The sequence below is a fragment of the Chitinolyticbacter albus genome, from assembly GCF_024437655.1.
Classification (GTDB): domain Bacteria; phylum Pseudomonadota; class Gammaproteobacteria; order Burkholderiales; family Chitinibacteraceae; genus Chitinolyticbacter; species Chitinolyticbacter albus.
Genome location: NZ_JANBVF010000006.1, coordinates 129,790 through 149,874, shown reverse-complemented (window position 1 = coordinate 149,874; position 20,085 = coordinate 129,790). Strand labels below are relative to the sequence as shown.

The window sequence follows — 20,085 nt, the reverse complement described above, 5'->3', positions numbered from 1 at the left end:
ATCATCCGCCGCAAGCCGTCCCGGCGCCACTGCCGGCTTCCCTGAGCGGATCACTTGGCGGGTGGCTTGGCGGCCTCGCGCTGCCGGCGCTGCTCCATCAGCAGCGTATAGGCGATGTAGTACTTGTAGATGTTGGCAACGTACTGCACGGTCTCGCGGCCGATGCGTTCGGCGACGATGGTTTCCACGTGGTTGAACCAGCGATTGGGATCCAGTCCGCGCGTCTTCGCTTCGGCGCGCAGCTTGCGGATCCGGGCCGGGCCGGCGTTGTACGAGGCGAAGGCGAACAGGTGCTTGTCGAGTGCCGTCATCGGCTCTTGCGCATAGTACTTGTTGACCATGAAACGGATGTACTTTACGCCGGCATGGATATTGGGCTCCAGCTGGCGGATGTCGCCGACGGCCAGTTCCTTGCCGGTGGCGGGCATCACCTGCATCACCCCCACCGCGCCGACGTGGCTCTTGGCGCGCTGATCCAGCCTGGATTCCTGATAGCCCTGCGCCGCCATCAGCAGCCAGTCGAGTTTGTACATCTCGCCGTATTTGCGAAACAGCTGCACCATCTGCTCGAATTTCTTGCGCTCGGCGTCCGAGGTCGCATCCTTCACATACTGCACGTTCTTCAGGTAGCGGTTCACCAGCGTGTTGCCAAAGGCGGTGCCGACCTTGCGCGTGGCAATGAAGTTGTCGAGATCAGCCTTGAGCTTGGGTGAGCCCTGGCGGATCGCCCAGGCGATCTTGCCGCCTTCGCGTAGCGCGAGATTCGGGTGGGGCACGATCTTGGGGAACACCTTGGTCCAGAACGCGGCCTTGTGATCGTCGACGATCACGATCTTGGCAAGGCCGGCGTTCGTCATTTCCAGCAGATCCTCGTCTTCCAGTACTTCCGGCGCGGGCTTGAGCTTGACGGGGGGCTTCTTGCTCTTGGCAAGCCGGGCGTTGAGCGCGCTCAGGCTTTCCCAATAGCTCGACGAGCGCCGCACGAACACTTCCTGGCCGGACAACGCCTCGATGCTGGTGAGCGGCGGAGCCCCCGGCCCCGTGACGACGATTTCACGGACGTTGTCGTAGACCGGCGCGGTGAAGTCGACCTTGCTATCGCGCGCCGCGGTGATGGTGATATTGGCGGCGGCAATATCGCCCCGGCCAGCGACAAGATCGGTGAGCAGGCGATCGCGCGCAACGGGCACGAACACCACGTGGACGCGCAGCAGGCCCGTCTTGTTGCGGGTGTTGTAGTCGTCCTCGAAGGCCTTGAAGGTTTCGTAGGTCACGCCGCGTTGCGTGCCCTGATCGACGAAGTAGCTGGTTTTGCTCGGCACGACCAGCACGCGGATCACCCGGCGCTTGGCGAGCTCAGGCAGGTCGCCCATGGCGCCGTTCTTGGGTAGCGGTACATTGGCCAGGGAAAACGTCGTAAGCAATACAAGCGAAATGGCAGTCAACAAGCGCGATAGCGACGACATGATGATATTCCTGACGGCGGATACTCTAAGGGTTAGCCCAAGCTGCGCGTTGATGCCAACGTCAATGCCAGGAAGTTGGCGTGTTGATGGGCAGCAATGCTTGCGGCAAGCCGGCGGTCTTTCTACTATCCGCCTCACGCGCCACGATGGTGTGTTCACCCAGGAGTTTCGATGTTCCGTATCGCTACACTCGTATTGGCCGGTTTCGCGGCCACGGCCCAGGCACAGAGCGATCTGGCCTGCTACGAGTCATCGGCCAATCAGCGTGCCTATTGCCTCGATCGCAACGAAGTTCGCGCCAGCGGCGACGTGCGGGTGGCCACGCTCTATACCTACGCCCAGAAAATGACGGTACCGGCCGGACTTTCGTTGCTGGCCAACTGCACCAGCAAGAAAACCGGGCTGCTCAACGACGCAGGCAAAGACATCACCGCCGGACGCGAGCCTTCGCCGGTGGCGGTGGCGCTGGCCAAGAGCCTGTGTGAAGTAGCACAACCCAAGAATGATCCGACGCTGCCTGTATTCTGACTTTTTGAGTCAGTCGTGATCCAGCGCTGAGCGGATCAACCGGTAAGCGATGCTGTTGGCGCCGGGCAGCCCGGGCATCGCGTCGGGCGTGAACCAGCGCGCGTCCTCTATTTCGCCCGCCTGCGGCACGATATCGCCGCCGACATAGTCGGCGACGAAGGCGAGCATCAGCGAGTGCGGGAACGACCAGCTCTGGCTGCCGAACCAGCGCAGGTTGGCGATGGTCACGCCCACTTCCTCCTGCACCTCGCGGTGCGCGCACGCTTCCAGGCTTTCACCCGGCTCGACGAAACCAGCCACCGCGCTGTAGACCCCGGGCCGGAAATGGGGCGAGCGCGCCAGCAGCAGCTCGCTGCCGCGGCGGATCAGCACCATTACCGCTGGTGATACGCGTGGCCAGACGCGATGCTCGCACGCCGGACAGACGCGTGCCGCTTCGCTGCGATCGGCGAGCGTGGGCGTGCCGCACACGCCGCAGTAGGCGTGAGTGCGATGAAAGGTGGCGATCTGGCTGGCCCGGCCGGCGATCAGCCACAGCGCTTCGTCGAGCATGCCCCAGGCGGTGCGCAGCGCGGAAGCCGAGATCCCCTCGGGCAGCTCGACCGTGGCGGGCCAGTCCGCCAGTTGTACGGGCTGCCCGCGATAATGGCCTATCAGGTGTAGTGCCTGTGGCGGGGGCAGATCGGCGAGCCCGGCGGGTTTGCCCGCTGCGAACAGCAGCGCGTCTCCGGCGAAGGCCAGCGTCAACGCCTCTGGCAGCGGTGCGTCGAGTAGGCGATAGCTGGTGATGAAGTCGTCTGGCAGCATCAGAAAAACGCCTTCCAGAACAGCGACATGCCGGTGGCGATGGTCACCATCTCGAACGCGCGCTTGATGGTGTGGTTGCCGCGCACCAGCCCCCAGTGGGCACCCAGATACCCGCCGAGTACCGAGGCGGCCAGCAGCACTGGCACCCAGGGCCAATGGATGCCGGCCTGCAGTGCCAGCGCCAGCGCGCCCGTGCCGTTCCAGAACAGCCCCACCAGCACCAGCGTGTACGCCACTGCCTGCTTGTAGTCCATGCCGAACCAGCGGATCAGCCATAGCGTGACGAAGAGCCCAGTGCCTGAGGTGAGCGAGCCGTTGAGCACGCCGATCAGGAACAGCACCGCGCCGCCTAGCCACAGGCGCCAGCCGGCGCGGTTGGTCGCCGCATCGTACTGCCCGAGTTCGGGTGACAACAGCGAATGGATGCCGAGCCCCGTGGTTAGTACCGCCAGCGCGATCAGTGCCGCGTGTTCGGGCACATGCAGGATCACGGTCGCGCCCAGCCACACGCCGGGCAGGCCGAAGCCGAGCACGACCAGGGCGAAGCGCCAGTCCAGCGTGCGCGAGCGCAGGTGCTTGAGCGTGGCGCCAACACCGAGCGCCACCGACGCCAGCTTGTGCGTCGCCAGCGCCACTGGAAAGGCGAGGCCGAGGAACAGCAGGATGGGCAGCTGCAACAGGCCGGCGCCGCCACCGGCGAGCGACGACAGCGTGTTGGCGACAAGCGAGACGACGAACAGCAGGGCGAGATCGAGCATGACGTGACCGGGGTGTGACCGGCGATGGTGCCCCAGCGCACCGGCCGGCGGCAAGCGCGTCAGGCGTCGAGCAGCGTCAGCTGGCCGTGTGCATAGCGCACTTGCTGACCGGGACTATAGTCGCCCGGTTCCGGCACCACGGCCGAGGGGATGCCCAGTTCGCGCAGCAGCGTGGCGCCGTGCGACAGCTTGCCGCCGCTCTTGGCGATCACCGCGCGGGCGTGGCGGTACGCGTCGTATTGGCCGGGGTCCAGCGTATCGACCAACAGGATGTGCTCGCCCAGCACGCCCTCGGCGCAGCCGGGAACAATGACGAAGCCGAACTGCTGCGCTGTTTCGCCACTGCCGTCCTGCCAGAAGCTGCCCGTTTGCGTGCGCGGCGACGGGTGTGGCGCAAACCAGTATTCGCGTTCAGATTCCGGCATCGCGTGGTGCAGCTTGTACAAGAGCCGCATCAAATTGTCGCGATACCACTCGCGCACCTCCGCGTACCAGCCGCGCAGACCGGGCAGGCCCATGCGGTGCGCCATCCGGACCGCGAGGGGCCATTCCGGGAAGGGGCGCAAAGGCAGTGAGGCACCGGGCTGGCGCGGCGTGGCCGGGTCGGTTTCATAGGGCAGCCGATGGGGTGCATCACCAAGCTCGGCGTAAACGGTGGCGGGGCGTCCCAGCCAGGCGCCGCCGCTGCTGGCGATGGCCGGTGCGATGCACAGATTGCCCTGCACGATCTGCACGTAGTAACGCACCAGCCAGCGCGCCAGCGCCGCGCCGCCTTCGCGTGCCGCGATCAGTTCATCGAGTTCGGCATCGAGCCGGCGCAGCCCCGCTTCCAGCCGGGGCAACGCCGCGCGGCTCTCGCGGTGCATTGCAAGCAGCAGCGGCAGGTTGCAGAGCAGCCGCCACGGCCGCAATGGCAGACGTGGCACGGCGCCACCGACCTCGTCGGCGTATTGCTGCGTAGGCAGGCCCCAGGCGACCAGCCGGGCGAGGAACAGGTCGTTGTTGATATAGCTGGCGTCGCCATGGCAGGCGGTGAATGGCTCGTTGTCGGCCAGCACGCGGCCATCCCAGCGCGCCCACACGGCCGGGATGCTGGCGGCGGCGTGGCGCTGTGCGTGTTCGATCAGCCGGCTCGGCTGCGGCGGCAGTATCTCGCCGATATTGGCTGCGGTGAGGTGGCGCCGCCACGGGTAGGTGGTCACCGGCCGCGCCTGCAAGAGGTGCAGTGCCTGGCCATCCCATGCCCATTCGATGTCAAGGTGGGCGTAGTGGAAGGCGTGGACTACGGCCTGCAGGAATTCCCACAGGGCAGCCTCGGTCAGCCCGGCGTGCTCGGCGAAGCCGCCCTGCGCCCAGTTGCTGCCCAGGCGCGACAGCACAGCGCGTTGCGGCGTGACCTCGCCATCGGCCAGCACGGCCAAGTGGCCGTCCACCCATTCGATCTCGGCGCCCAGATGACGGGCAAAGGCGATGCCGGAGAGCACCGGCTCGATAAAGCGCTGCACCACCACCTCGCCGATGCCGTCGGCCAGAAGCTCAGCGATGCGGGCAGGCACCTCGATGCTTGGCACGCGCAAAAAGGTACGGGTGAGGCCGGCGTTGGCGTGGTCGATCTGGTCCTCGTGCGCGCCGGACGAGCGCACGGCCCACAGCGCGTCCGGCGCTGCCGCGAGGAAGGGTGCGAGCTCTGGATCATCGATAGCGGCCAGGGTCAGCCTCGCGGGCACTGGCAGTCCGGCCAGTTGCGCCAATTGCAGACGCCCCGCCTTGCCGTGGGCGACAAAGCCCGCCTCGCCGCTTTCCAGCCAGCGCGCGAAGCCGGCCGGATCGTCTATCCACGGATAGTGGCCCCAGTCGGGCTGGACGGTGATGGTGAGCGTGGCGCGCGGCAGGATGGCTTCCCACGCAGCGGCCTGCGTGGCCGGGATCACGCCGTCGTGCACACCCCACACCAGCTCGATGCGGTCGGTGATCCGGTCGAACAGCGTCAGCGCGGTATCGGCGCGCACGATATCCCAGTAGCTGTTGAAAGCGCGGCAGGCGCGATAGCCGGCCCCCATGCGCGCGATCCGCTCGCGTGACCAGTCCTGCCGCGAGAACTTGCGGCGCATCAGCCCCGGCGCATGGGCCAGCAGCGCGTGCACCAGGCGCCGCAGCGGCCGCAAGCGCATCAGCCGTGGCAGGCGACGCTGCCACAGATAGGCGCCGATCGGCGACTGGATCACCACCCGGCCGAAATGTCCCGGCTGCCGGACGAGCGCGTGCAATACCACCAGCGCATTGACGCCCACCGCGTAGATGGTGGAGCCCGGCGTGGTGCTGGCGACGAGCTCAGCGGCGAGCTCATCGAGATCACGGCACAGCGGCGCGGTATTGCTGCCGAACCCTGGCAGTTCGATGACCTGCGGCGCATGCTGGCGAAAGTGCGGCAGGACGTCTTCCCACCACGCGGCGCAGCTGCCGTTGCCGCCGAGCAGATAGAGCTGCGGGTTCATGATCGTTCCATCCTGTGCTTGAGTGCGACGAGCCGCCGCCGGGTTTCGAGGCGGAAGTAGTGCTGAACGAGGCGGTCAAGCCAAGCCCAGCGCGCCGAGAGCGTATAGCGGAACCGGACTTCGGTCACGCCGTTCGGCTGCGGCAGGAAGCGCCAGCTGCCGGCGAAGCTTTGCAGCAGGCTGGGGCCGGTCACCATGCGGATGGCGGCGCACTCGCCGGGCCGAAAGGCCACGTATTCCACCACCATGCGGGCGCCCAGCCAGGAACGCACCCCCACGCGCACGCCGGGTCCGGGTTCGCTCGCGCCGTCAAGATAGACGAGCTCCCGGGTGAACGGATCCCAGCTGCGGCGGCGCGCAGGATCTTGCGCCAGCGCGAACACCGCCTGCGGCGTGGCGCGGATCTGCAAGCGATATTCGGCGATCGGCATGCGGCTACCTCAGGCTTCGGCGCGCAACGCATCGCGCAGCGTGGGATAACGGAAGCGAAAGCCAGCGGTGAGCAGCCGTTGCGGCACCACGCGCTGGCCGCCGACGAACAACTCGGCCATTTCGCCCGCCAACAGCCGGATCGGCCAGGCCGGCAGGTGCAGCCACACCGGGCGGTGTAGCACGCGGCCGGCGGCGCGGGCGAACTCGGCCTGTGGCTGCGCATCGGGTGCCACGGCGTTGTAGACGCCACGGTAGCCGGGGTCGGCCAGCGCACGGGCGATCAGTGCCAGCACGTCGTCGCGATGGATCCAGCTCATCACCTGCGCGCCGTTGCCCATGCGCCCGCCGGCAAACAGGCGGAACGGCAGCAGCAGCATCGGCAGCGCGCCGCCGGCGCCGAACACCAGGCCGAAGCGCAGCACCACGCGTCGCACTTCGAGCGCATCGACCCGCGCCGCGGCGGCTTCCCAGCGCTGACACAGCTCGCTCATGAATTCATCCTGCGGGCCGGCCGATTCGTCGATCGCGACGCCGTCGAGCCGGTTGCCGTAGTAGCCGATGGCCGAGGCGTTGATCAGCACGCCGGGGCGATGCCGGGCGCGACCCAGCCAGGCGATCAGCGTCTCGGTGGTGTCGACGCGGCTGGCAAGCAGCGTGGCCTTGCGCTTCGCGCTCCAGCGGGCGCCGGCGATTGGCGCGCCAGCCAGGTTGATCACCGCGTCGAACTCGGTGGCGGGAGAGAGTGCTTCGAACGCGGCGATGCAGCGGGCGCGTCCCTGGAACAGATAGGCGGCGCGCAGCGGATCGCGCACCAGCAACGTCACTTCGTGACCGGCATCGAGCAATTGCTGGACCAGCGCCTCGCCGATGAAACCGGTGCCGCCGGTGACGAGTACTCGGCGATGCTTGCCGATGAAGGGGTTGGGCTGCGAAGCGGCCTGTTGCCGGTTCAAGCGCAGCGCGGCGAGGCCATCGCGCACGCCCGAGGCGGCAACGCCGATCGCGAACAGCGTCAGTACGATGCTGATCCAGCCATGGCTGGCGACGACGAGGCCGGTTGGTGCGGGCCACCAGTGCGTCGCCGCATGCACGGCCAGCAGGCCGAACAGCGCGCCACCATTGATGGCGAGCACCGTGTGCAACACCCGCTCGCTGGCCGGCAGCTTGCGCGAGCCGTCCTCGACGACGAAATCCCACAGCGTCAGCGCGATTTCTATTCCGATGAGCAGCGCCAGCACCAGCAGCCAGCTGCCATGCCACTCCAGCCAGGCGAGGCCGGCGAACACCACACCATAGAGCAGCGCCCGCACCGCGTGGATGGCCAGCTCCAGCCGGGTCGACGCCTGCCGTGGCAGGGCTACGGTCAGCTCGTGGTGATAGAGCGTATCGAACGCGCCCATCAGTCCTTGCAACAACAATAGGGCCAGAACGATCTCCATGGCGGACTCCCAAGCTGAATGATGCTGGAAGTATATTCCGTAATTTCTGTTTTGACGGAAATTAATGTTGAGTCGTGCACGGTCAGAATGCTGCCACTGTCCGGTCAATCGGTTTTGGCCATCACCGTGGCAAACAGGGGTGACGCCAGCCACGCGTTCAGCCAGTGCCGCAGCGCGGGATAGGGCGCGGTGTCGAACCAGGCCGTATCGACTGCCGCGAACTGGCGCACGAAGGGAAACAGCGCCGCGTCGGCCAGCGTGGTCCGGCCGGTGACGAGGTGCCCATGCCGCGCCAGGCGCGCATCAAGGTTAGCGAGGATCACCTCTGCCTCTTGCCGGTATGACGATTGCGCGAGCTCCGGATGGCGCTCGGGGTACTTGTAGCGGTCGAGCCAGTGCTTGAATGCGCCGTCGTTGCGTGTGATCAGCGCCTCGGTGTCGGCCGCGAGCGCGGCATCCGGCAGCCATTGCAGCGGGTCGGCGAGCGCCAGCGCCCAGCGCATGATATCCAGGCTCTGCTCCAGCACCTGGCCGTTTGCCAGCTGCAGTACAGGCACGGTGCCCTTGGGTGAGATCGCCAGCATGGCGGCGGGCTTGTTGCGCAGACTCACCTCGCGTTGCTCGAGTTCGATGCCGCTGGCGGCAATGGCAAGGCGGGCACGGATGGCATAGGGGCAGCGGCGAAAGGTGTACAGCAGTGGTAGCGTCATGCGTCCAGATTCTGCCCGATGCGCCACAGCACGCCACTCGGATCGATCACCACGAAATCGCGCATGCCCCAGGGCTGGTCCTGCGGCGGCACGATGCGCAGGCCGAACTCGGTCGCGACCGGCTCGGCGTGCCGCCACCAGGCGTCCACGTCGTCGACCAGCAGATGCATCATGAAGTTGTCGGCGTGCTCGGCGACATAGAAGCGCTGCAGCAGAAAGCTGCACGCGCCGCACGCAAAGTAGGCCAGATCGTCTGACGCCCAGCGCTCCTCGAAGCCGAACGCGCTGTAGAAGCGACGCGATAGCGCGAAATCGCGCGCCGGAACGAAGGCCTTGATCTCGACGGGGGCGGCTAGGGTCATCGGGTGTACTCGCTGGGACGGGCGCGGCGGACCATCAGCGCGTAGAGCTTGCCATTGTTCAAGGCGCGATAACCGGCGAGGCGTTCGACCAGGAAGGCCGGTGCTGCGCCGGTTGCCAGCTCGACAAAGCCCAGCGCGCCGTAAAAGCCCAGTAGATGTTGATAGGGGATGCAGTAGCAGTCGCGCTCCGCCACCTGGGTGGCGAAATAGGCGAGCAGCGCACGCCCGAGGCCGCGGTCTCGCCGGTCGGCGCGAATCTGCATGCCGCGCAGCACGGCGGTGTCGTGTTCGGTGGCGAGCCGCACCACGCCGACTACTTCGTCCCCGTCGCAGGCAACAAAGGCCTTGTCGCTCGCCGCAATGGTGCCGGCGTAGCCGCCCGCGGCGTAGAGCGCGCGTATGGCGGGCCAGTCGTTCTCGCGCGCGGCGCGTAGCGTCAACGCCTCAGTCACGGCGGAACACCGTGGTCAGGCGGGTATCGGGGTCATGTACCCGCATCTGGTTGCCGTCGATGCAGTGCTTGTAGGTCCCCGGAGCGTGATCGAACTTGATGTCATAGCAATCGCCGCTTTGCGACAGCACTTGGTAGCGCCAGGTTGTCTGGTCCTTGCCGCCTATGCCCAGCACCATTTCTGAGCTAGTGACGGCGAGCTGGCCGCCCTCGTAGGTGGCGCGCAATGCATCGAGATCCGCGGGCTTCGCGTTGAGCGTACGCGCCTCGGCCAGCATGGGGTCGAGATCGATGGTCCAGTTGCCGAGCATGGACGGCGGCTGGCCCGAGCAGGCGAGCAGCAAGGCGATCAAGGGTAGGGTGAGTACGGACTTCATGGATAGGCCTGTTTGGAACGGTTCAACGGATTCATGTTTTGCATTCGCCAACTGTAGGGAACCCCGGCTCGACGATGTAAAAGACTCCCGGATGCATAGCAGAGCGGCTCTGCAGGCAATGCATATGGCAAAAGAAGGTTTGCTCCTTCTGTTGCAAGCGAGGGCGATCAATACGCGTCACTAGATTGATCGCACACGGATCATGCACACCTGGTGCAATAGGTTGGTCGCAGAAAATACAGGCGGGGTCGTCGAAGGTCTCGAACTGATCCATGGTGGTATGGTCCCCCGATTAGGAGGGGGACGGCGTCGGATGACGATAGATATGCCACGGTGCATCGCGGAATGTCACGCCTTGCTCGAGGGTGGCGCCGACCGCGAGCGCGACGCGGATCGACGGCTGGTTTTCATGATGGATGAAGCTGATTGGCGGCGCCCAGCCGGCGCTCGCCAATGCATGCTGGATCGTGCGCACTGCCTCGCTGGCGCAGCCGCGGCCCCACGCCGATCGTACTAGCGCCCATTTGATTTCGGGTTCGGGCCAGTCGTTGGGATACCAGGGGCCGACCGTGCCGAGCACGGTGTCGCTCTCACGATCGACCACGGCGTAGGGGCCATAGCCGCGCAGCGCCCAGTGCCCTTCAATGCTGGCCATGGCGCGCCAGCTCTCGCCCTCGGTCAGCACGCGGCGAAAGGTGTGACGCGTGCATTCGGCGTCGCCGTAGTGCGCGTGCAGCGCGGGCCAGTCGTCGTGAATGAAGCGCCGCAGCGTCAGTCGGGCAGTCTGTAGCGTGGCGGGCAGTGTCATGGCAGGCGATCCGGATTCCAGGCGATTTCCCACAGGTGGCCGTCGGGGTCGGCGAAATAGCCGGCGTAGCCGCCCCAGAAGGTGTCGGCGGCCGGTTTGACGATGCGGGCGCCGGCATGGCCGGCCTCAACCATTAGGCGGTCGACTTCTTCGCGGCTGACCACATTGTGCGCCAGCGTGAATTCGGTGCTGCTGCGCGGGCCCTGTGGCAAACCGGTGTCGTGCGAGAGGCTGGCGCGTGGCCACAACGCGAGCCCCAGGCCGCCGGCCAGCTCGAAGAACGCGACGGCGCCGTGCTCGAACTCGGTGCCGACGATGCCCTGGGTGGTGAGGCCCAGGCCGTCGCGATAGAAGCGCACGGCGGCATCGAGATCGTCGACGGCCAGTGTGATCAGCGTGATGCGGGCTTGCACGATGCGTGCTCCGGCTGGGTGGTGCTGGCATGCTAGCAACGGCTGACATCCGGCGTCGAGTGCCGTGTCATCGTATTGCAAACATGGCCGGGTCGGGTGCCGCCATCCCCAGCGGATGACCCGAGCAAGGCCGAGTCCGAGCCGCCTTGCACCAATTGCTCGCCGCGCGCGCTACGCGGCGTTATCCTCGCGCAGGGTTGAAGCCGGCCTGCCCCGGCCCCATACAGCCAGTGCCGTCTATCCCGACGGCGTTCCACGAGGAAATCCCATGTTCACCGGCATCGTCCAGGCCGTCGCCACGCTGACCGCCATCGAAGACCGCCCCGGTCTGCGCACGCTCACCCTGGCTTTTCCGCCGGGCTTCGCGGTTGATCTGGCCATAGGCGCCAGTGTGGCGGTCGATGGTGTCTGCCTGACCGTAACCGGGCTCCTCGGCGCCGACGCGGCCGAGTTCGACGTGATGCAGCAGACGCTGGCGTTGTCGACGCTGGCGTCCTTCGGCGTGGGCAGCAAGGTCAACGTCGAGCGCGCGGCCAAGGAGGGCGCCGAGATCGGCGGCCATCCGCTGTCCGGCCACATCGATTTCACTGCCGAACTCGTCGCGGTGCGCCAGCCCGAGAACAACCACGTGCTGCGCATCGCCATCGCGCCCGAATGGCTGCGCTATGTGTTCGCCAAGGGTTATATCGCGATCAACGGCGCCAGCCTCACGGTGGCCGAGGTCGATCGCGATGCGGGCTGGATCGAGCTATGGCTGATCCCGGAAACGCTGCGCGCCACCACCTTTGGCGATAAGGTGCCCGGCGCCAAGCTCAATATCGAGATCGAGCGCGAAACCCAGGTGCTGGTCGACAGCGTGCGCGGTGCCGTGGCCGAAACGCTGGGTCCGCTCGTACCCTTGCTGGAAGCCATCGTGCGCGAGCAGGGGGATACGCTCGATGGGCTGCTGGCTGCGATTGCCGCGCGCTCGCGCGCCTAGTCCGGGAACGCCGCAGTTACCCACGGCGGATAATGCAACTGGCATGGTGCATGGGCCCGCATGTAACATCTCGCGTTCATCATCCGGATATGGCGCCCGTGCATCCCACTTCTCCCGCAGAGCTTGCCCCGGCTGCGCCCAGTTTCTGGCAGGCGCTGCGCTTCTGGCTCAAGCTGGGCTTCATCAGCTTTGGTGGCCCGGCCGGGCAGATCGCGGTGATGCACGAGGAGCTGGTCGAGCGTCGCCGCTGGTTGTCCGAGCGCCGCTTTTTGCATGCGCTCAACTACTGCATGGTGCTGCCAGGGCCGGAAGCACAGCAGCTCGCCACCTACATCGGCTGGTTGCTGCATCGCAGCTGGGGCGGTATCGCCGCCGGCGCCTTGTTCGTGCTGCCTTCGCTTTTGATCCTGATCGGCCTGTCGTGGAGCTATCTGGCTTTTGGCCAAGTGCCGTGGATGGCGGGGCTGTTCTACGGCATCAAGCCCGCCGTGACCGCCATCGTGGCGCAGGCGGCCTGGCGCATCGGCCGGCGCACGCTGAAGAATGGAGCGTTGTGGGCCATCGCGGCTGCATCCTTCATCGCGATCTTCGCTTTGCAGCTGCCGTTTCCACTGATCGTGCTTGCGGCGGCGCTGATGGGATACTTCGGTGGGCGCCATTGGCCGCAGCGTTTCCAGTTGGGGGGCGGGCATGCCGGCAAAGCGGCCTCGTACGGCCCTGCGCTGATCGATGACACCACACCGCCGCCTGCGCATGCCCGCTTTCGCTGGTCGCGGCTGGCGCTGGTGATCGGCGCTGGCCTCGCGCTGTGGGCGTTGCCGATGGCGCTGCTGGTTGCCGCGCTGGGTTGGGCGCACGACTATACACAGATGGGCTGGTTCTTCACCAAGGCGGCGCTGCTTACCTTCGGTGGTGCCTACGCGGTGCTGCCCTACGTGTACCAGGGCGCGGTTGCGCACTACGGCTGGTTGAGCGGCACGCAGATGATGGACGGGCTGGCGCTGGGAGAAACCACGCCCGGCCCCTTGATCATGGTCGTCGCCTTCGTTGGCTTCGTCGGCGGCTACGGCCAGCAGCTGCTGGGCGCCGAGCACGCCTTCGCCGCTGGTGCGCTGGGAGCCGCGCTGGTCACCTGGTTCACCTTCCTGCCATCCTTCATTTTCATCCTGGCTGGCGCCCCGCTGGTCGAAGCCACGCATGACGAGCTGACCTTCACCGCGCCGCTGACGGCGATCACCGCGGCCGTCGTCGGCGTGATCGTCAATCTGGCGCTGTTCTTTGCCTACCACGTGCTGTGGCCGCAGGGCTGGGCAGGTAGCGTCGACTGGCTGGCCGTTGCCATCGCCGGCGCTGCGGCCGTAGCGTTGCTGCGCTACCAGCGCAACGTGATCCACGTGATCGCGGCGTGCGCCGTGGTCGGTCTGCTGGCGAGCTTCTGGTAGGACTGCGGCCCTAGCCTGCCCGGCGCAGGGTCAGGTTGTAGCGGGCCTCGCCCGTCAGCGGATGCTGTCCGGGTTTGAGCGGGGCCACGCCGTGGAAGAACAGCCTTGATGGCCCGCCCCAGACCACAACATCGCCATGCGCCAGCGGGATACGTTGCGTCCTGTCGCCGCGCTGTGCGCCGCCGAACAGGAAGGCGGTGGGCAGGCCCAGCGAGATCGAGACGATGGGCGCGGTGAAGTCGCGTTCGTTGCGATCCTGGTGCAGGCCCATACGGGCGCCGGGTTGGTAGCGGTTGATCAAACAGGTGTCGGGAATGAAATCGGGGTAGCCGGCATCCAGCGCGGCGGCGCAGCCCATCTCGCGGATCGCTGCCGGCATGGGCGGCCAGGGCAGGCCGGTGTAGGGGTCTACGCCGCTGTAGCGATAGCCGCTGCGGTCGGTGACCCAGCCCAGCGCGCCACAACTGCTGGTGGCGACCGACATGGTGCGCCCGCCCGGCGTTTCCATATGCTGTGGCGGGGCCTGGCGCTGCACGTCGGCGATGGCGGCGAGCAGCTCGGGCACGGCGTCGAGCGCGTAGCCGCGCAGCACCACGGCGCCGGGTGCCAGCGCTTCGCGCCAGTCGGGCGGTGTATCGGCGAACAGATCGGGCGTCATGGCTGGCCTTCGCGCTCCAGCAAGGCGCGCTTGCGCGCGACGCCCCAGCGATAGCCGGAGAGATCGCCATCGAGCCGCACCACGCGATGGCAGGGGATGGCAACGGCCAGCGTGTTCGCAGCGCAAGCGCCGGCTACCGCGCGCACCGCGCTCGGTGCGCCGATGCGCTCGGCAATGTCGCTGTAGCTGGCGGTCTGGCCTGGCGGAATCTCGCGCAGCGCCTGCCAGACTCGCTGCTGGAACGCGGTACCGCGTATGTCGAGTGGCAGCGCCAGGCCCAGTCGCGGCGTTTCGACGAAGCCGACTACCTGGGCGACCACTTGCTCGAATTGCGCATCGCCGCCGACGAGCTCGGCGCGGGCAAAGCGATCCTGCAGCTCGCGCACCAACGCTGCCGCGTCGTCACCGAGCGAGATCGCACACAGCCCGCGCTCGCTTTGCGCCACCAGCAGCGCGCCGAGCGAGCATTGCGCCACGGCAAAACGGATAGTGCTGCCGACACCACCCCGGCGATACGCGCTGGGTTGCATGCCCAAGACTTGGCCGGCTTCGTCGTAGAAGCGGCTGCCGGCGTTGTAGCCGGCGTCGAACACCGCATCCGTTACTGCCACACCTGTGGCCAGGCGCGCACGGACCCGTTCGGCACGCAGCGCAGTGGCGTAGTCGCGTGGGGTGACGCCAGTTACAGCCTTGAACACGCGATGCAGGTGATGTGGGCTGAGCCCGACCTGCGCAGCCAGCTCGGCTAGGGGGGGCGGCGTTTCGGCCGCTTCGATCAGCCTGCAAGCTGCGGTGACCGCTTCGGCGTGGCGCGGCTGGGATTCGTTCGGCCGGCAACGCTTGCACGCGCGATAGCCGGCGGCCTCGGCCGCGGCGCAGTTGGCGTGAAAGCTCACGTTCTCAGGCCTGGGCGTGCGCGCCTTGCACGATGGTTTACAGTAGACACCGGTACTGCGCACGGCATAGACGAAGCAGCCGTCGTATTGCGCATCGCGCGCAAGCACCGCTGCCCAGCGCGGGTCGCGCTCGATCGCGAGGTTTGCGGCTTGTTGGGGGGCGTTCATGGCGGGCTCCATCAGTCCATCATGAGCGCAGCATGCGCTGCCCGGCAATGGGATGCTTCCCGTTCCTTGCGCAGCAATCGAAAGGCGCAACGCCGTGGCTGGAGTCGATCGCCAGCAGCGAAGCGAGCCCCTCCGCACGCGGGGCGCAGGCGGGCTGGGGCTAGCCCCACAAAAAACGCCGCCTCTGGGGCGACGTTTTCCTTGGCTTGCGACGCGCTCAGGCTGCGATGCGTCGGCTGATGTCCGCATTCAGCGAGGCATAGACGTTGCGTAGCCGCGATTCCAGTTCCTGGAGCTGGTGCGTCAGCTGCTTGTCCATGTCCTCGAGTTCCTCGATGCGGTCTTCCAGCGTGTCGGTCGCCTTGTGGATGCGCTTGATACTTTCCAGCCGGCGGCGCAGCTGCAGCTGGTGTTCGCGCACCTGCGTCTCCATCGGCGCCATCACCGCCTTCAACCAGTTGTCGACATCGCGGTTGGCCACTTCGAACACGTAGACCACGCGGCTGGCGACCGTTTCGAAGAACTTGGCGGTTAGCCTGCCCTGGCTCGTGGTCAACAGGTTGCTAATGGTGTTGAAGTGCTCGCGGAACGACTTTTCCAGCCGCGCCAGTTCCTTGTGGTACTTCAGCGTGGAGAAGGGCGGTGGCGTCACCTGGCCCAGGCCATGTTCTTCGCTGAACTTCTTGTACATGGCGGCCATCATCGCCTGGATTTCGGCGACCTGTTCGGCGGACTTGCTGATATTGCCGTTCACGTCCTTGAAGAAGCGATCCATGATGGCCCGCAGGCCCCCCTCGCCGAACGAGAACAGGCTGCGTTCCATGTCGCTGCGGATGCGGGCGATCTCAGCCTTGAGTGCGTCCATGCCCAAGAGCGTCAAGAGCTGGTTGGTCTGCTGGCTGAACACGCTGCGCAGTGCCTGAAAGCGCACCAGGCCCTGCTCGAAATGCTTCTTGTCGGTCTGCACCTTGCCCATCATCTGCGCGACCACGTCCTGGTTCTTGCCGCGCAGCTTGGTCAACTCGTCGAGCTGCTCGGTGAGGCCCGAGCGACGGGTGCTGAGGATGGCGCGGGTGGAGCCGACGATGCCTTCGACTTCGGTCACCGTGCTATCGCGCACGATGTCCTGCTTGGCGGGCAACAGCTCGCTGGAAAGTGCGGTTTCCAGCTTCATCAGCTGCGCGCGATCGAGCAGTTCGTCGTTGTTCTGTACCTTGGCGATCAGCGCCTTCTGGGCGGATACCGGGTAGACCTGGCGCTCGGGAACGCCGAGCAGCTGGGCGGTGGTCGCCACCTGTTTGGTGATCTCGGCGTCGATCTCGCCCTGGGTCTTGAGATCGTCCCACATGCCGTCGATCTTGTTGAGCACCACGAGGCGGCCGCTGTTGCCGCCCTGCACCTTGCCGATGTGGTTGCGCCACACATCGATATCGCTCTTGGTCACGCCGGTATCGGCAGCCAGGATGAACAGGATGGCGTGTGCATTGGGCAGCAGGTTGAGCGTCAGTTCCGGCTCGGTACCGATGGCGTTGAGCCCCGGGGTATCGAGGATGACGAGGCCCTGCTCCAGCAGTGGGTGCGGAAAGTTGATCACCGCGTGGCGCCAGGCCGGGATCTCGATCATGCCGTCGGCGCCGACGGTCATTTTCTGATCCGGGTCTTCCTCGTTGTAAAGGCCATAGCGTTGCGCTTCCTCGATCGGCACGCGCTTGGTCTGGCCCACCTGGCGGAACGCGGCAAGCATTGCTTCGGCGTTGTCGAGGTCCAGGAGGATGGTCTGCCATTCCTCGGGGTAGCGGCGGTATTCGCTGGTGGTGACGTTCTGTGCGCGCGTCTCGATCGGCAACAGCTGGATCGCCGGGGGGCGCTTCTCGTCATACAACAGTTCGGTCGGGCACATGGTGGTGCGACCGGCCGACGACGGCAGCACGCGCTGGCCGTAGTGGGCGAAGAAGATGGCATTGATCAGTTCGGACTTACCGCGCGAGAACTCGGCGACGAAGGCGATATTGAGCTTGTCGTCCTTCAGCTTTTCGAGCAGCGTCTGCACCCGCAGCTGAGTCTGCGCATCGTCCAGGTCCTGCTCGGTGAGCCAGCGCGCCAGTTGCGACACCGACTGCGACAGCTCGCCGCGCCAGGCGCTGTAGGCCTGGAAGTCGCCAACGAGGCGGTCACTGGGGTCATTCACCGCCAGATCGTTCATGTGCAGGTAATCCATGCTCAACTCCCTGTGGGATTTCTTGTGTTGCAAGCCCGGTGCTCAATGCTGGCAGCTGGGGCAGAAAAAAGTGGCGCGCTGGCCTTGCCGGATCTGCTGAATGGTGTTGCCACACACACGGCAGGGTTCCCCGTCCCGGCCGTAGGCATAACACTGCAGCAGGAAATAGCCTGCGCGGCCATCGCTGTCGACAAAATCGCGCAGCGTGCTGCCGCCCTGTGCAATCGCATCGGCTAGTGTTTCCTTGACAGATGTCGTCAGACGATCGACTTCATCACGCTTCAGGCTACTGGCCGGCCGACGCGGATCCACGCGCGCGCGAAACAAAGATTCCGACGCGTAGATATTACCCACTCCCACCACCACATGGTTATCCATGATGACCTGTTTCACTGCGGATTGCCGACGGGCGAGCAGGGTGGCGAGATGGTCGGTGTCAAAGTGTGCCGATAGGGGCTCGGGACCGAGGGTTGCGAGCAATGGATGTGTAAGCGGATCACCGTCTTGCCACAAGATCGCGCCGAAACGACGCGGGTCGCGAAAGCGTAGCCGGCGGCCGTTGTCGAACACGATGTCGACATGATCGTGTTTCTCCGGCGGAAACGCCTCGGTGAGCGCGCGCAGCGTGCCGCTCATGCCCAGGTGCACGATCAGCGTGCCGGCAGGAAAGCGGAACAGCAGGTATTTGGCGCGCCGTTCGAGCGCCAGGAGCGGCTGGCCTTGCACGCGCTGCGGTAGATCGCCCGGTATAGGCCAGCGCAAGCGGGGCTCGCGCACGATCAGCTCGGTGACGGTGGCGGCATCGACATGCGGCGCGATGCCGCGGCGCGTGGTTTCGACTTCTGGGAGTTCTGGCATGGCTGCGCTTGGACGGGGTCCGGGGAATTCACTTAATATGGCCGTGTCCAACCACAGCCACACTTAAGCGGATTGTGCCATGCCCTTAGCTGAACGCGCGCGCCTCCCGGCCCTGTTATCCCTGCTGCTTGCCCTGGGGCTCGCCGCATGCGCGACGCCGCCCGAGCCATTGGTTGTCAGCGAAGTGGCCGAGGCGGCAGCGCCCGATGATCCGGTGATCGAACCCAATTACCCGGCCCAATCACTGTCCGAGGACATGCTGCTGCGCTTTCTCGTCGGCGATATCGCGCTGCAGCGCGGCAACACGCAGCTGGCGTCGCAAGCCTGGGCCGAGCTTGCGCAAAAGAGCAGCGACGTGCGCGTCGCCAGGCGGGCCACCGAAGTGGCGATTGCCGCAGGCCAGCTCAATCAGGCGCTCGACGCCTGCGCGCGTTGGCTCGATGCAGAGCCCAGCGCCGCCGAAGCGCGGCAAATCATGGTCAGCCTGCTGATCCGAGCCAACCGCCTGGATGACGCGCGTCCCCACTTGCAGGCGCTGCTGGCGATGCAGCCCAAGGAAGCGGCGCCGTTCCTGATGCAGTTGCACCGGCTCTGGGACAAACAGACCGACCGCAAGGCCGCGCTCAAGCTCACGCAGGAGCTGGCGGCCGGCTACGACGGCTTGCCCGAAGCGCACTTTGCACTGGCGCTTGCCTACGCCAACGCCGATCTCAAGGCCTCTGCATTGACCGAGCTCGATCGGGCCGACGCACTGCGCCCGGCGTGGGAGCCATCGCTGCTCTATCGCGCACAGTTGCTGGAAGACCAGCCTGACGCGCAGCGCGCATTCCTGGAAAAGGCCGTGCGCGCCGCGCCCAAGTCGGCCGAACTGCAGAACGCGCTGGCGCGCAGCTATGCCGAAGCCAAGCGCTACCCGGAAGCGGCCGCTGCCTACGACAAGGCACAGGCTATCACCCCGGGCGACCTGGAGTCGCTGGTTGGAGCGGGTCTCATCGCCATCGAGCTGCGCCAGTTCGACAAGGCCAATGCGCAACTGTCGGCGGCGGTGGCCAAGGCGCCGCGCCAGACCCGCAATCTGTATTACTACCTGGGGGTCGTGGCGGAGGAACAACAGCGCTGGGCCGACGCCGCGCGCTGGTACGAAGGGGCCGAAGGCGAACTCAAGACCATGGCCGATCGCCACCTGGTGCGGGTCTATGCCAAGCTGGACCGGCTGGCCGACGCGCAGGCGCTGATCGCCCGGATGCCTACCGACAGCGCCGAGGCGCGCAACGAGAAGGCGCAGACCGAGGCCCAGCTGTGGCGCGAGACCAAGGATTACGTCCGTGCCTATGCGGTGCTGAGCGATGCGCTCAAGGTCAATCCCGATAGCGCCGAGCTGCTTTACGACCGCTCGCTGATCGCCGATCTGATGAACGACCTCGGTCGTGCCGAGGCCGATCTGCGCCGCTACAACGAACTCAAGCCGGCCAGTGCCATGGGCCTGAATGCGTTGGGGTATACCTTGGCCAACCGCTCGACTCGCCTCGAGGAGGCTCAAAGGTATCTGGAGCAGGCCATTGCGCTGGAACCGGAAAACCCGGTCATCATCGACAGCCTGGGCTGGTTGCGTTACCGCCAGGGGCGCCTGGCGGAGGCGCGCGAGTTGCTGATCAAGGCGCACGCCAAGTTGCCAGATCCGGAAATAGCTGCCCACCTGGCCGAAGTGTTGTGGCAACTGGGGCGCAAGGACGAGGCACGCAAGGTGTTTGCCGAAGCGCAGCAGCTTGATCCGCGCAGCGATGCGCTGCGCGAAACATCGCAACGGCTGGGCATGTAGC

The 20,085-nt window shown here is 66.2% G+C and carries 21 protein-coding genes; 4 read left to right on the top strand and 17 right to left on the bottom strand.

What is annotated here, in order from left to right:
- Positions 1–50 precede the first annotated feature (50 nt).
- Complete coding sequence (locus tag NLI84_RS05270) at positions 51–1,466, bottom strand: MltF family protein (protein WP_255988676.1); 1,416 nt, start codon at positions 1,464–1,466, stop codon at positions 51–53.
- Positions 1,467–1,637: 171 nt separating this feature from the next.
- Here NLI84_RS05270 and NLI84_RS05265 point away from each other — a divergent pair, with 171 nt between their 5' ends.
- Positions 1,638–1,994, top strand: coding sequence for a hypothetical protein (locus NLI84_RS05265; RefSeq protein ID WP_255988674.1), 357 nt, complete (start codon positions 1,638–1,640; stop codon positions 1,992–1,994).
- Positions 1,995–2,003: 9 nt separating this feature from the next.
- Here NLI84_RS05265 and nudC read toward each other — a convergent pair whose 3' ends face one another.
- The 12 genes from nudC to NLI84_RS05205 form a co-directional block, all read right to left on the bottom strand.
- Entirely contained in the window at positions 2,004–2,801 is a 798-nt protein-coding gene (nudC, locus tag NLI84_RS05260; protein ID WP_255988673.1) for an NAD(+) diphosphatase, read from the bottom strand.
- Positions 2,801–3,559, bottom strand: a complete 759-nt coding sequence (locus NLI84_RS05255; RefSeq protein WP_255988671.1) for a sulfite exporter TauE/SafE family protein — start codon at positions 3,557–3,559, stop codon at positions 2,801–2,803. The genes nudC and NLI84_RS05255 overlap by 1 nt, the downstream gene beginning before the upstream one ends.
- 59 nt (positions 3,560–3,618) lie before the next feature.
- On the bottom strand, positions 3,619–6,054 hold the full coding sequence (locus NLI84_RS05250) for a PEP-utilizing enzyme (RefSeq protein WP_255988670.1): 2,436 nt from the start codon (positions 6,052–6,054) through the stop codon (positions 3,619–3,621).
- The gene (locus NLI84_RS05245) at positions 6,051–6,485 is read right to left on the bottom strand and encodes an SRPBCC family protein (protein ID WP_255988669.1); all 435 of its coding nucleotides are present in this window, start codon (positions 6,483–6,485) and stop codon (positions 6,051–6,053) included. The genes NLI84_RS05250 and NLI84_RS05245 overlap by 4 nt, the downstream gene beginning before the upstream one ends.
- Before the next feature lie 9 nt (positions 6,486–6,494).
- The gene (locus NLI84_RS05240) at positions 6,495–7,925 is read right to left on the bottom strand and encodes a TIGR01777 family oxidoreductase (protein ID WP_255988668.1); all 1,431 of its coding nucleotides are present in this window, start codon (positions 7,923–7,925) and stop codon (positions 6,495–6,497) included.
- A 104-nt stretch (positions 7,926–8,029) separates the two neighbouring features.
- The gene (locus NLI84_RS05235; RefSeq protein ID WP_255988666.1) at positions 8,030–8,635 is read right to left on the bottom strand and encodes a glutathione S-transferase; all 606 of its coding nucleotides are present in this window, start codon (positions 8,633–8,635) and stop codon (positions 8,030–8,032) included.
- A complete protein-coding gene (locus NLI84_RS05230; protein WP_255988665.1) occupies positions 8,632–8,997 on the bottom strand; it encodes a VOC family protein in 366 nt (121 codons plus the stop codon). The genes NLI84_RS05235 and NLI84_RS05230 overlap by 4 nt, the downstream gene beginning before the upstream one ends.
- Positions 8,994–9,449 carry a GNAT family N-acetyltransferase gene (locus tag NLI84_RS05225; RefSeq protein ID WP_255988663.1) on the bottom strand — a complete coding sequence of 152 codons (456 nt, stop codon included), beginning with the start codon at positions 9,447–9,449 and terminating at the stop codon, positions 8,994–8,996. The genes NLI84_RS05230 and NLI84_RS05225 overlap by 4 nt, the downstream gene beginning before the upstream one ends.
- On the bottom strand, positions 9,442–9,825 hold the full coding sequence (locus tag NLI84_RS05220) for a hypothetical protein (RefSeq protein WP_255988662.1): 384 nt from the start codon (positions 9,823–9,825) through the stop codon (positions 9,442–9,444). The genes NLI84_RS05225 and NLI84_RS05220 overlap by 8 nt, the downstream gene beginning before the upstream one ends.
- A gap of 31 nt (positions 9,826–9,856) precedes the next feature.
- Positions 9,857–10,099, bottom strand: a complete 243-nt coding sequence (locus NLI84_RS05215; protein WP_255988661.1) for a hypothetical protein — start codon at positions 10,097–10,099, stop codon at positions 9,857–9,859.
- A gap of 18 nt (positions 10,100–10,117) precedes the next feature.
- Positions 10,118–10,633 carry a GNAT family N-acetyltransferase gene (locus NLI84_RS05210; protein ID WP_255988660.1) on the bottom strand — a complete coding sequence of 172 codons (516 nt, stop codon included), beginning with the start codon at positions 10,631–10,633 and terminating at the stop codon, positions 10,118–10,120.
- A complete protein-coding gene (locus NLI84_RS05205; RefSeq protein ID WP_255988659.1) occupies positions 10,630–11,046 on the bottom strand; it encodes a VOC family protein in 417 nt (138 codons plus the stop codon). Before NLI84_RS05205 ends, NLI84_RS05210 begins: the two co-directional genes overlap by 4 nt.
- A gap of 268 nt (positions 11,047–11,314) precedes the next feature.
- Between NLI84_RS05205 and NLI84_RS05200 the strand changes: the two genes are divergently transcribed.
- Together NLI84_RS05200 and chrA are read left to right on the top strand one after the other, a co-directional pair.
- Positions 11,315–12,025 (top strand): riboflavin synthase subunit alpha, encoded by a 711-nt coding sequence (locus NLI84_RS05200; RefSeq protein WP_255988658.1) that lies wholly within the window; start codon positions 11,315–11,317, stop codon positions 12,023–12,025.
- A gap of 98 nt (positions 12,026–12,123) precedes the next feature.
- Positions 12,124–13,467, top strand: coding sequence for a chromate efflux transporter (gene chrA / locus NLI84_RS05195; RefSeq protein WP_255988656.1), 1,344 nt, complete (start codon positions 12,124–12,126; stop codon positions 13,465–13,467).
- Positions 13,468–13,477: 10 nt separating this feature from the next.
- Here chrA and alkB read toward each other — a convergent pair whose 3' ends face one another.
- The 4 genes from alkB to mutM all read right to left on the bottom strand — a co-directional run bounded on the left by alkB (position 13,478) and on the right by mutM (position 18,265).
- Positions 13,478–14,125: a DNA oxidative demethylase AlkB gene (gene alkB, locus NLI84_RS05190; protein WP_255988654.1), complete on the bottom strand. Its 648-nt coding sequence runs from the start codon at positions 14,123–14,125 to the stop codon at positions 13,478–13,480.
- On the bottom strand, positions 14,122–15,189 hold the full coding sequence (gene ada, locus NLI84_RS05185; RefSeq protein WP_255988652.1) for a bifunctional DNA-binding transcriptional regulator/O6-methylguanine-DNA methyltransferase Ada: 1,068 nt from the start codon (positions 15,187–15,189) through the stop codon (positions 14,122–14,124). Before ada ends, alkB begins: the two co-directional genes overlap by 4 nt.
- A gap of 217 nt (positions 15,190–15,406) precedes the next feature.
- On the bottom strand, positions 15,407–17,407 hold the full coding sequence (locus NLI84_RS05180) for a dynamin family protein (RefSeq protein WP_255988651.1): 2,001 nt from the start codon (positions 17,405–17,407) through the stop codon (positions 15,407–15,409).
- A gap of 42 nt (positions 17,408–17,449) precedes the next feature.
- Positions 17,450–18,265 carry a bifunctional DNA-formamidopyrimidine glycosylase/DNA-(apurinic or apyrimidinic site) lyase gene (gene mutM, locus NLI84_RS05175; protein WP_255988868.1) on the bottom strand — a complete coding sequence of 272 codons (816 nt, stop codon included), beginning with the start codon at positions 18,263–18,265 and terminating at the stop codon, positions 17,450–17,452.
- A 79-nt stretch (positions 18,266–18,344) separates the two neighbouring features.
- Between mutM and NLI84_RS05170 the strand changes: the two genes are divergently transcribed.
- The gene (locus NLI84_RS05170) at positions 18,345–20,084 is read left to right on the top strand and encodes a tetratricopeptide repeat protein (RefSeq protein WP_255988650.1); all 1,740 of its coding nucleotides are present in this window, start codon (positions 18,345–18,347) and stop codon (positions 20,082–20,084) included.
- Position 20,085 lies beyond the last annotated feature (1 nt).